Raw genomic sequence first — 11,923 nt, 5'->3', positions numbered from 1 at the left:
TCTCATCGCTTAAACTTACTTGCACTTGCAACACTATTTTGTATTCTTGCGGCTGCTTCCTTGCCTGTGACCGTGCCATTCAATAGATCGGCATTCACATTCCATAATTCCTGTTCCATGCTCGGTTGGCCACGGTTCAATATCTGTGCATTGACGCGTATACTGGATTCACAAGCCGTGCGCCATTCCATCATCTGTTTACCTATGGGGTCGCGCACAGCGATCAAGTGATTCGACAGTGAAAAAAATCCGGTGACGCGGTTGGTATACAGATCAGCAAATTCTTGCGAACCCAGCCATTCGAGGAATTTGTAGGCATCTTCTTTATTACGTGATTTTTTATTGATGCCTATGCCTATGTCCATGTGATCAAGGATGTAGCATTTGTCACCAGTGGTGCGCACGGGGGGCGCAAACACGCCAAAATCCAGACCCTGTACCTGATTGAAATAAGAGATATCCCATGAACCAACTGGATAAACCGCCGCCTTGCCAGAAGCGAATTGATGCTGGCTGTCGCTGTAGGTTTGCGTGCTGGCGGTGCTTGGTAAATACGAGCCTAGTTTGGCTGCATAATCAAAGGCCGCCACATACTGTGCATCAGTAAATTTTGCCTTGCCAGCGATAAGCGCCTTGCGGCCGGCTTCACCATGCCAGTAGTTAGGGCCTATGCTGGTGAACAGGGTTTGTGTGGCTTCCCATTTTTCTGCTGTACCCAAGGCGAGTGGAACATAGCTGCCATTCTTCTTTACTGTATCCAGCACTGTCAAAAATTCTGCCTGAGTTTTTGGTGCCTGCAGATTGAGTTTCTTGAAGATTTTTTTGTTGTACAAGAAGCCGTGAATGACAGACGCCACTGGCATGCAAAAAGTCGCTTTTGCATCATCGGTTTGCCATGCCAGCAAGGCGGTTGCTTCAAAATGTTCCATGCCCGGTTTGCCGTCCAGCTTGTCCAGATAACCCTTGTTATATAAAGACTGCGATACATCAAAGGGGCGGCAAGCCACCAGGTCCCCGGCTGTGCCATTGGCAAAATGTGCTTGCAGGCTGCTGTCGTATTCCGTCGGCGTAGTAGGCGCGAAGCGTATGTCTATGCCAGGGTGACGTTTGGCAAATGCCGGTATCAGGACTGTCTCCCACAAGGCCTTGTCATCCACGCGCCAGCTTTCCAGGACGAGCGTGCCGGCATTGGCAGTGCTCATCATGGCGGTGGCGCATAACATGGCGATGTGGGGGATGCGGTTCAAAAGAAGACCTTTATTGAAATTTTTTTAGTAAATGAATCAACGTACGCACCTTTTGTTCCCTCCCTTTCAAGGGGAGGGTTAGGGTGGGGATGGGTTTCAGTTGATTGACCTGAAGTCAAATTGCGATAGAAACCCATCCCCATCCCACCCTTCCCCTTGAAGGGGAAGGAGTTTCAACAGCTTTGCAAACACTCTTCATTCATCGATTTATCGATATAAATGAATTACTTGAAACCGATACTAGCAATGCGATGAATGTAATGCCACTTGCATATCTGTTTAGTGCATCTTTTTATAAGTGTTTGATTTATTAGAGTTTTGTGTGAACTGGTCAGGTGAACAGCTTACAAATCCTTACCCGGTTTTTTCGTCGGTATTGCTGTGCACTGGGGCGTGGATGATTTACAGGCGTGTGAATTCCTAAGCTGATAAAACTTAACTTAAGAATTCCTTACAAAACTTTACAAAAGTCCGGATTCGGGTGTTGTGAATCGTGCAGATGAGTCTCAGCTTGTCCACATGCGACAAGCTGAAGCAGGAAAAGATGAATGGAAGAAGTGCCAAGTCAGGCGGTGTCTTCGTTGGGCAGGCTAATGATGGCCTTCAGCCCGCCATCAACATGATTTTCCAGCACCAGCGTGCCGCCATGGGCTTCGATGACGCTGCGGGCTATGCCCAGCCCCAGACCCATGCCGCTTTCATTCTGGCTGCGGCCATGTACCAGACGTACATAGGGATCGAACAGGCTGGGTAGAGCGTCTTCCGGCACGCCTGGGCCGTGGTCGCGTACTTCGATGATGACGCTATCGGCAGCAGCACGTACGCTGATTTCTGCGCGTTCGCCATAGTAGAGGGCATTGTCGAGCAGATTGCCTATTGCACGTTTCAGCGCCAGTGGTTTCCCATAGACGGTCACGCCTGAGTCTGCAAACTCCACATTGTGCTTGGCCAGGTGGGCGCTGCGTACCAGCCTGCGTATCAACGGGTCCAGCCTGACTTCAGTAGGGTTTTCATGAATGTCGCTATCTTTCACGCATTGCAGAGCACCCTTGACCATCATGTCAAGGTCATCGAGGTCTTCTTCAAATTCGCCACGCAAGACATCGTCGTCGAGCAATTCTGAACGCAGCTTGAGACGTGTGATGGGCGTACGCAGATCGTGTGAGATGGAAATGAACAGGCGCTCGCGGTCTTCGATATAGCTTTGTATGCGCTGGCGCATGGCGCTGAAGGCGCGGGCAGTATTGATGAATTCCTTGCTGCCTGTCTCTGGTAAGTCTGGTACCTGCTCACCTTTGCCAAAGGCAGCGGCGGCATCTGACAAGGCCGCCAGTGGCCGCGTGATCCAGCGTACCACCATGATGGACAGTAGCAACACCGCTGCCAGTGACAGGCCCTGCAAAACCAGGCGGTCAAAGGATAAGGGATCATTACCCTTCAAAAAGTAAGGGTTGGGCATCAGGGCCGCCAGGTATAACCAGTTGCCCGGTTCCAGTTCGGTTTGTATCACCAGCACAGGAGCAGGTTCTGGTTTGATCAGCAAGATATGCTGCACCCAGCTTTCAGGCAAATCGGTGATGCGGGTACCTTCGACAGAGGTAGTCAGTTGGTCTGGCCAGGCAAAGGCGACTTTGAATTCAGGATATTGCGGCAAGTCAGACTTGAGGGTATTGCCGACCTTGCCCAGCACAGTATGGGCCAGTGCCTGTGATTCTATTTCTGTGATGGGTACATAGGCATTATTCGCCTGTACAAAAAAACGCGTGCCACCCATTTCGCGGAATTGTTGTATCAGCACTGTGCGGTAGTTAGGCGGCAGGCTGCGGAAGAATCGTATTGCACTTGACGCACTGTGCGCCAGGTATTGCGCCGCTGTGGTCGCTTCTATCTCGGCCTTGGCACGTTGCTGAGTGGTCCAGATGGCGCTGCCCACGAGTTGCGTCAGCAGCACGCCGCAGACCATCACCAGCGACAAGCGCCCCAGCAGCGATTGCGGCAGCCAGCGCCTCAGCATGATGGCCGTTTCAGGCACTGGCCACGCTCACGTCAGCCGAGAATACATAACCGGCACCGCGCACGGTCTTGATCAGTGTGGGCTGCTTGCTGTCATCCTTGAGCAGCAGGCGCAGGCGACTGATCTGTACATCGAGTGAGCGATCCAGTGGGCCGGCATCGCGGCCACGGGTTTCTTCTGACAGCACATTGCGGTCCAGTACGTCGCCCGGGTGCTCGACAAAATACTTCAGCAATTGATAATCGAGTCCCGTCAGTGCCACCAGTTCTCCAGTATTGTCTGTGACCTTGCGCTCTACTAGGTCCAGCGTGAAGCCCACAAAGCGGTAATAACGTGGTGCTGCAGCCACGTCGGCAGAGCCAGTGCGACGCAAGATAGCCTTGATACGCGCCAGCAGTTCACGCGGGTTATAAGGCTTGGCGATGTAATCATCGGCCCCCAGTTCCAGCCCGACGATGCGGTCAGTGTCGTCTGAGCTGGCAGTCAGCATGATGATGGGGATATTGGATTTTTGCCGGACTACCTTGCACAGGGCAAAGCCATCGGTATCGGGCAACATCACATCAAGTATCACCAGCGACAACTGGTTCATCTGGCTATTGAACTCGGCCACGAAGCTCTCGCCATTGTGCGAGAGGATAACTTCATACTGATTTTTTTCCAGATAAGTTTTCAGTAACACCCGGGTTTTCTGGTCATCGTCGACTATCAGTATTTTGCGTGTCATCTTTGTCTGCCTCACATTTTATGGAGTTTGTTTTTTATTATTGCCAAATGTCTTGTACATCGCCACCAGCCTGGCCTGAGTGTCGGCTGGGCTGACCGTGGCATCGATAAAGTATCTGTGTATCACGGCGATGATGGCATCCTTACTGGTTTCATCGGTAGCCATGCGGTGTACCAGGCTGGGCGCTTGCGTCGCCGCACCCTGGGCAAAGGCTGTCCATGAGGCGCGGGCACAGCTATCCATGCGCGCCGGGTCAGCATCACGCCTTACCGATACCGAACCCTTGACGGCATTGTAGTCAGCCTGCACTGCTGGCGTGGCGACCAGGCGGGCCAGTTTTTCTTGTGCGGCGATGCGCGAATAATCATTGGTGAACATCGAAAAAGTATCGACACTATACAAATGGTATTTGCCGGTACCTGGCATGGCCGTGCAGGAAAAAGCCTCATCAGTGACAAAACCGCCATCATTGAGTTCGCCCTTGACCCAATCACCAGTGATCATCATGGCCGCCTCGTTTTTGGAAAACTGCTTCACCACTTCCGTCCAAGGGCGTTCATCTACAGGATTATTCATCCAGCTTTTCATCTGGCGCAAACGTTCCAGCGCATGGGCAAAGCGTTTGTCCATCACGGCCTGGGTGTTTTGCTTGACGAATAATTCGCGGTGATATTCTGGCCCGCCCTCGGCCAGTATCAGGTTTTCAAACAGGGTGGCAACTTGCCAGGGTTCGCTACTTTGTGCCAGTGGTATCATGCCTGCGGCTTTCAGCCTGGCTGCAACTGTGACCAGCTCATCCCAGTTTTCTGGTGGTGACAACTTTAGTGTGCTGAATATTTTCTTGTTATAAAACAGGGTGTTGATGCGATGTATGCCTAGCGGCGCCGCCACCACATGCTTGCGGTGCTGTATCAGGTTTTGTATGGTCGGGAAGAAACTGGTATTCCATTTATTGGACGCCGCAACCCTGTCCAGCTCCAGCAAGAAGCCCAGGTCTGCCCATTCGCGTATCGAGACACCAATAATTTGCGTGACTTCGGGCGCGTCATTCGCCAGCACGCGGCTCTTCAATACTTTGCCTGCACCTATGCCTGCACCGCCGGGTATGCCCGCATCGCGCCAGGTGATTCCTTCGTCCGCCATGCGTGCCGCAAGCAGGCTGGCTGCCTTGCGTTCGCTGGCCGAGGTCCACCAGTGCAAGACTTGCAGCGTGCTGTCGGATTGCGGTGTGGCTGCATGAACTTTGATAGTGCAAAACGCCACGCACAAAACCCCAAGCGCCGCCGTCCTGACAAAGCGCCAGGCTGGTGGTGATGCAACAAGATGATGGACGGGCGAAATCAAAAGAGCTTTTCCGGGCAGGTTATTGCAGCAGGGAAATCAGGTTTTCAGGCTTGATCAGGAAGATCGAACCGGATGCATATTACCAAAGGGGGCTGCTTTCTGGTAGGCATTGTTCCGCGGACTTACGCAAAACCGCCCCAGCTGCGTTGCAGCTCCCTAAGTCTTACCGTTGTACTAAAGTACTGTCTTCGTCGCTACGGTGTAGTCGGGGTTTCAGACAATACATTGTCTGCCGACGGAACGAACCTCCCTTACCAGGGAGGTTCCCTTGGCGATAGCCTTGCTGGGACATTTTTGCGTAAGCCCTTTTTTTGTGCGCACAGAATCTCGCGGAGTTGTTGTTTTCAAGAGATAAACAACATTCAAATCATGTATGCGTGTTTAATCCCTTTTCCTCACTACTACCTTCTCCAGCAAATCAAACCCCCACTGCGTCAACAAAGCCAAAGCCGCCGCAGGCAAGGCACCTGCCAGCAGCATCTGATTATCATTCAAGGCCAGTCCTATGGTGATGCGTTCACCGTAACCACCGGCACCGATGAAGGCGGCGATGGTTGCCGTGCCCACGCTCATGACTGCTGCAGTTTTAACGCCCGCCAGTATCATTGGCAGGGCCAGAGGCAAGTCTATATTCAACAGACGGTCTCGCGATGACAGTCCCAAGGCTTGCGCTGCCAGGAGTAACCCAGCTGGTACCTGCACCAGACCTACACAGGTATTGCGAACTATTGGCAGCAAGGCATATAGCGACAGGGTGATCAGGGCGGGCACAAAACCTATCCTGCCCAGCAGGGGGATCAACATCGCCAACAAGGCCAGTGAGGGGATGGTTTGCAAAATACCGACAGTCGCCATGACGATTTCACGCAAGCGCGGGGCAAAGGCGGCAATGATGCCCAACGGGATACCCACTAAGCAGGCCAGGGCAACTGACAGCAATACCAGCGTCAGATGCTGCCAGGTCAGTTTCAAGAAATCTGCACCAAACAGTTTGGACATGAAGCCAGCACGCACCGTAGTTGCCGGTGACTTTGCCACAAATTGCTGCGCCGCCTGGGCAAAGCTCTGCCCGTCAATTTCTACTGCTGCATTCATCGCTATCATTTGCGCATTGTCTATCTTGCCTTCCAGCTTCTGTATGGCGGCCCAGGCTTGCGGGAAACGCGCAGGCACATCCAGGCGATAAAGCAAGACCGCGTCATAACGCGGGAAGTAATTTGCATCATCCACCAGCACGCGCAAGCCCAGTTGTTTAATCTTGGCATCGGTAGAGTAAATATCAATGACATCTACCTGCTTTGCAGTCAGGGCTTCATAAGCGATACCATGATCCAGTCCACTGGCTTGTTGCGGCAGGTGATAGCGTTTGACCAGCCCCGGCCAGCCATCGGCGCGGCCCAGAAATTCATGCGAGAGACCAAAGCGCAATTCAGATTTTTTCGCCAGATCAGTCAGCGATTTAATATCCCCGGCATCAGGCCGCATCGCCAGTGCATAGGTATTATTGAAACCCAGAGGCACGGTAACTCCTAAATCCTGTTTAGCCAGTTCCGCCTGCATCTCTTGCATACTGATTGCTTGCTCATGTTTCAGTATCTCGGTATTGATGGTGCCCATGTATTCAGGGTAAACATCGATGCTGCCATTTTTTAATGCATTGAAGACGATGGCAGTATTACCTAGCCCTTGCTGGTGCAATGCAGGACTATGGGCAACGGCAGTCTGCATCAGAATCTCACCCAATACATAGGATTCAGTAAAGCGCTTGGAGCCAACTTTGAGTGTATCGGCGGCATGTGCCTGTACTGCAAAACTGCTTAGTAAACACAGTTTCAGTGCCAAAGACAAAAGGTATTGCAGCCTGCACCAGATCAGCATGGGTTTGTGCTCCGCTAAATTGTGATCGAAACTGCGATTGACGGTACCGTATTCTACATGCCGTTTGCAATTGTCCAATTTCACCCTGATTCTGGCTGAACTGCCGCTATTCCCGTGTCTGACTCAGACCTACACTGCAAGCTCCAGATAAACCAGGAGTCGCCATGTCAAGAACAGGAACTACGCACATACCAATTTCAGCAAACATATTTAGCACTAAACAGGACATGCATGCTGATGACCCGCTCAGCGACTTCAGCGCACGCGAGATCACGCTTAATGAAGTCAGCAAGCGTGTCTATGTCGCTGGCACAGGGCCAGCCGTCATCGTCATGACAGAGATGCCCGGCATCAGCCCGCATGTGGCACGCTTTGCGCGCTGGGTGCGAGATGCGGGTTTTACGGTGTATATGCCCTCCTTATTTGGGCGTGATGGTGTGGTGGCATCGGCAGAAGAGGGAGCAGCGGTGTTCCAGAAAGCCTGTGTCAGTGCAGAGTTCCGCGCCTTTGCAGGTAAAGGCTCCAGCCCTGTGACGCTATGGCTGAGGGCGCTGGCAAGACTGGCGCATGAAGAATCTGGTGGCCCCGGCGTAGGGGCGATAGGCATGTGTTTCACCGGTAATTTTGCCTTGTCGATGATGCTGGAGCCTGCCGTACTTGCGCCAGTGGTATCGCAGCCATCCTTGCCTATGGATGATCCGGCAGGTACAGGTATAGATGCTGCCGACTTGCAAGCTGTACGCCAGCGTCTGGAGGCAGAAGACCTGACTGTCATGGCTTATCGCTTTGCTGGCGACGCATTTTGCCGTGCCCAGCGTTTTGCGGCATTTTCAGAAGCCTTGGGTGAGCGCTTCGTCAGCAAGGTGTTGCCTGACAGTGCTGCCAATCAGGATACTGCGCCTTTCTTTAAACGTTACGTAACAACACCGCATAGCGTGGTGACCGCGCACCTGATCGATGAGACAGGTCAGCCAACCATCGCAGCGCGGGATGAAATACTGGCTTTCTTTGCCCATCGTTTGAAGCAGGTGCAAGAGAAAAATGCGTAAAAAAATGCCTGGATCAAAATCCAGGCATTTGCATTAATACTGCGAAGAAGCTTACTTTTTGAACGCAGTCACAGCAGCACGTCCAACGGCTGGATCATCGGTAAAGAAGCCATCGATACCAGCTTTCAAATAAGCCGTGATCTCAGCGATAGAGTCACCACGCTGCGTCAGTGAGGCGGGGTCACCAAGGCGCATGCTAGGTGGCAGGAAAGGATTTTCCGGGCGCAGTGTCCAGGTATGTACTTTCAAACCAGCGGCGTGGGCATCTGAGACAAAGCTGGTCGCCGCACCCAGTTCATTCTTCGTATCACGCGGGATGATGACTTCCTTGTACGGCGATACAGCGTCGGCGTACTGTGCGATTTCTTTCAGACCTGCTGGTGTGACGAGGTCGGCATAAGTGCGGTTGCTGCCAGCAGCGATGAAGTCATACGGTGCATTGCGCGGTACGCCATTGACAGGCGGGTTGAGCGGATTATCAACCAGTTGCACCAGGCGCATGTCTGTCATGCCACGCAATTCTTTCAGGTTCGCCACTTCAAATGACTGAATGAATACCGCAGCATTTTTGCCCTTGTAGCCATTCGCTACCAAAACATCAACCAGGCGCTTTTCCAGCGGCAGGCCTATGGATTTGAAATAAGTCGGGTGCTTGGTTTCAGGATAGATACCGATGACGCGATTTTTTTCCTTGGCCTGTTGCTTGACCAGATCGATGACTTCTTGCAGCGTCGGTATTTCAAACTGACCATCAAAAGCCGTGTTGGCGGGGCGATTTGCCGGTATGCGTTCCTTGGCGCGTATGGTCTTCAGTTCTGCCAGAGTAAAGTCTTCGGTGAACCAGCCGGTGACAGGGATACCGTCTATGGTCTTGGTGGTTTTGCGGGCAGCGAATTGCGGCAGTGTTGATACATTGGTGGTACCTGAAATTTCATTTTCATGACGCGCGACCAAGACACCATCCTTGGTGGCAACCAAGTCAGGCTCAACAATATCTGCACCGTCATCTATTGCTCTTTGATAAGAAGCCAGCGTATGTTCAGGGCGCAGTGCAGATGCACCACGGTGGCCGGTGACGGTCGGCAATGGTGGCCATGACAGACCTGGATTTTGAAAATCAACAGGCTCGCTACTATTACCACCACAGGCGCTCAGACTCAAGCTCGCAAATACTGCGCACAGCAAATGCGCAGAGTTTTTAGATAAATTGCTCATCAAAGTATTCCTCAATATGCATTAGAAAATGAGGCCAATATAATTGGCCAGATATGTTTCGCTGCCATCATGTTGGCGTTGGCAGGAATGTAAGGCTTGAGAGTTACCAGATGATGACTTGAGGAAATTTCTTACAAACTGTTGCACCTCTGTTTTTTTAAAAGAAAATGAAAAAGGCCGACCATCATGGCCGGCCTTTCACCGTGTTACTTGCGCTGTATTACTTGAGCGGTATTACATGTAGCGCATCATGCAGCTTGCAGACTAGGATAATCCGTATAACCTTTTGCGCCCGGTGTATAGAAAGTCGCTGCATCAGGAGCATTCAAAGCTGCGCCTTGCTTGATACGGGCAGGCAGGTCAGGGTTGGCCAGGAAACTGGTACCAAAAGCTACCGCATCCAGTGTGGCGTTACTGATCGCTTGCGCTGCTTCTTCAGCGTTGTACCCCATATTGCCGATCAACACACCTTTGTAGTTGGCGCGTGCAACGGTCATTACATCACCAGTCTGTGCCTGAAAGAAGTCAGAACGCATCAGGTGCAAATAGGCCAGGTTGAATTCATTCAGACGTGTCGTCAGATAAGAAATCAAAGCCAGCGGATCGCTGTCTTTCATGCTGTTGTAGCTGTTGATCGGTGACAGGCGCAGACCGACTTTATCTGAACCAATTGCGGCACTGACTGCAGTCAATACTTCAAACAAAAAGCGTGCGCGGTTTTCTATGGAGCCACCATAGCTGTCAGTGCGCGTGTTGGCACTGTCACGCAGGAACTGATCAATCAGATAGCCATTCGCACCATGCACTTCAACACCATCAAAGCCGGCAGCAATCGCATTTTTTGCACCTTGTGCATAAGCTGCAACCAGGGCAGGGATTTCATCGATACGCAATTCGCGTGGCACTGCATTTGGGATTTTACCGTTTGGCGTATGCACTTCGCTGTCAATCGCAATGGCGCTAGGACCGACGTTTTCAACACCGTTGTTGAATGCAGGGACAGCAGCACGGCCAGCGTGCCAGATCTGCATGAATATCTTGCCACCCTTTGCGTGTACGGCATCCGTCACAACTTTCCACGCAGCGATTTGTTCTGCATTGTAGATACCTGGTTCAGCATAGAAAGCGGATGTATTTTCAGCCACCATCGTGCACTCAGTCACGATCAGGCCTGCTGTGGCGCGTTGGCTATAATATTCGGCCATCAGGGCATTAGGCATGTGGCCTGCATCAGCACGTGCACGTGTCAGCGGGGCCATCAGGATGCGGTTAGCGAGGGATACAGAACCGGTTTGCAGAGGATTGAATAACATTTCTTAATTCCTTTATTGGGCGTGTTGGGGCAGCAAAAAAACTTGAGGGCGAACTTATGAAAAAACTTATTGGGTAAGCAAATCCAGAACTCTATGTGTAGCCAACCCAGGGTACTTCAAGATAAAAATTAGACTGGTCGTCTAGAAAAAACTTATAAAAACAAATGTTTTATTACTATTGTTTGCTAAGAGGAATATGTTTCTTGTTTCAGGCTCAAAACTTTACAGCTTGAGCATCTTGCGGGTGGCTAACATGGCGCTTTCCAGCGCACTCATATCACGTCGCATCTTGGTCAGCAAACCCGCACCGAGCCACATCTGATACAGGGTCAGTGCACATGCATCAGCATCCAGGTCTGCAGGTAGTGAGCCATCAACAATGCCTTCACGCATGCAATCGGCCAGCCTGGCAATAATACTGTCGGTACCACGTTGCAAGGTGACGCGCATGGCTTCAGACAAATCAGACACCTCGCCACCGAGCTTGGTCGCCAGGCACTGGCATTGCACACCCTCACCCGGACGCTCAGGCAACCAGCCTTGCCAGTAACGCATAAGACGCTTGGCTGCAGGTATGTCCTGATTTTTCAACACCACATCAACTGCTGCCAGGTATCCGGCAAAATAATCTTCCAGCAAGGCTTCGCCAAATAATTCCTTGGACTTGAAATAATGATAAAACGAACCCTTGGGCACTGCCGCCGCCTTTAATACCTCGTTCAGGCCGACCACAGAAAAGCCCTTGCCCAGGATAATGGGCTTGGCTGTATCGAGGATATGTTGCCTGACATCGGTGCGTGGAGTGTTCATAGTTTTGAATTCTAAAACAAATTAGACCAGTCGTCTAGTTATTTTGTGCGAGGAAAAATGTGTCGTAAGTAAACGAGAGCAGGTAAATAAGATTGGTCAATGTTTTGAACGTGGATGCCATAGGCCGCGTATATTGAGTCGCTTGATTGGTTGGCAACAAACGCCACTAGGCTCCAGCCTGCGCTGGAGCGACGAAGTGGAGGCTAATCGTTTTAGATTAGCCTTGAGCTTTGTTTCAGTTCTAAGAACCAGACCAATTCCAATCTTCCTAAAACTCTCAAAATCGTCGCTCCAGCGCAGGCTCACTATTGTCAGGAATTATCTCC

9 protein-coding genes are annotated in these 11,923 nt (G+C 51.6%); 1 reads left to right on the top strand and 8 read right to left on the bottom strand.

All coding sequences use genetic code 11. The features are described from left to right. Positions 1-2 precede the first annotated feature (2 nt). The 5 genes from UNDYM_RS29070 to UNDYM_RS29050 all read right to left on the bottom strand — a co-directional run bounded on the left by UNDYM_RS29070 (position 3) and on the right by UNDYM_RS29050 (position 7,210). On the bottom strand, positions 3-1,223 hold the full coding sequence (locus UNDYM_RS29070) for an ABC transporter substrate-binding protein (RefSeq protein ID WP_162044838.1): 1,221 nt from the start codon (positions 1,221-1,223) through the stop codon (positions 3-5). Between the two features lie 589 nt (positions 1,224-1,812). After that, the gene (locus UNDYM_RS29065; protein ID WP_162044279.1) at positions 1,813-3,261 is read right to left on the bottom strand and encodes an ATP-binding protein; all 1,449 of its coding nucleotides are present in this window, start codon (positions 3,259-3,261) and stop codon (positions 1,813-1,815) included. Between the two features lie 10 nt (positions 3,262-3,271). Next, positions 3,272-3,988 carry a response regulator gene (locus tag UNDYM_RS29060; RefSeq protein ID WP_162044278.1) on the bottom strand — a complete coding sequence of 239 codons (717 nt, stop codon included), beginning with the start codon at positions 3,986-3,988 and terminating at the stop codon, positions 3,272-3,274. Between the two features lie 18 nt (positions 3,989-4,006). After that, on the bottom strand, positions 4,007-5,332 hold the full coding sequence (locus UNDYM_RS29055) for an ABC transporter substrate-binding protein (RefSeq protein WP_232063645.1): 1,326 nt from the start codon (positions 5,330-5,332) through the stop codon (positions 4,007-4,009). A gap of 381 nt (positions 5,333-5,713) precedes the next feature. Beyond that, positions 5,714-7,210, bottom strand: a complete 1,497-nt coding sequence (locus UNDYM_RS29050; protein ID WP_162044277.1) for a glycine betaine ABC transporter substrate-binding protein — start codon at positions 7,208-7,210, stop codon at positions 5,714-5,716. A 227-nt stretch (positions 7,211-7,437) separates the two neighbouring features. Between UNDYM_RS29050 and UNDYM_RS29045 the strand changes: the two genes are divergently transcribed. Next, a complete protein-coding gene (locus UNDYM_RS29045) occupies positions 7,438-8,259 on the top strand; it encodes a dienelactone hydrolase family protein (RefSeq protein ID WP_174244973.1) in 822 nt (273 codons plus the stop codon). Between the two features lie 51 nt (positions 8,260-8,310). On the opposite strand, the gene UNDYM_RS29040 is transcribed toward UNDYM_RS29045, so the two are convergent. The 3 genes from UNDYM_RS29040 to UNDYM_RS29030 form a co-directional block, all read right to left on the bottom strand. Beyond that, positions 8,311-9,474: a glycerophosphodiester phosphodiesterase gene (locus UNDYM_RS29040; protein WP_162044275.1), complete on the bottom strand. Its 1,164-nt coding sequence runs from the start codon at positions 9,472-9,474 to the stop codon at positions 8,311-8,313. 248 nt (positions 9,475-9,722) lie between these two features. Further along, the gene (locus UNDYM_RS29035; RefSeq protein ID WP_162044274.1) at positions 9,723-10,787 is read right to left on the bottom strand and encodes an alkene reductase; all 1,065 of its coding nucleotides are present in this window, start codon (positions 10,785-10,787) and stop codon (positions 9,723-9,725) included. Between the two features lie 222 nt (positions 10,788-11,009). After that, complete coding sequence (locus UNDYM_RS29030; RefSeq protein WP_162044273.1) at positions 11,010-11,597, bottom strand: TetR/AcrR family transcriptional regulator; 588 nt, start codon at positions 11,595-11,597, stop codon at positions 11,010-11,012. Positions 11,598-11,923: the final 326 nt, after the last annotated feature.

Origin of the sequence: Undibacterium sp. YM2, from assembly GCF_009937975.1 — a bacterium.
Lineage (GTDB): Bacteria > Pseudomonadota > Gammaproteobacteria > Burkholderiales > Burkholderiaceae_D > Undibacterium.
Note: the sequence above shows the minus strand (reverse complement) of the source record. Positions and strands in the feature narration are given on the sequence as shown.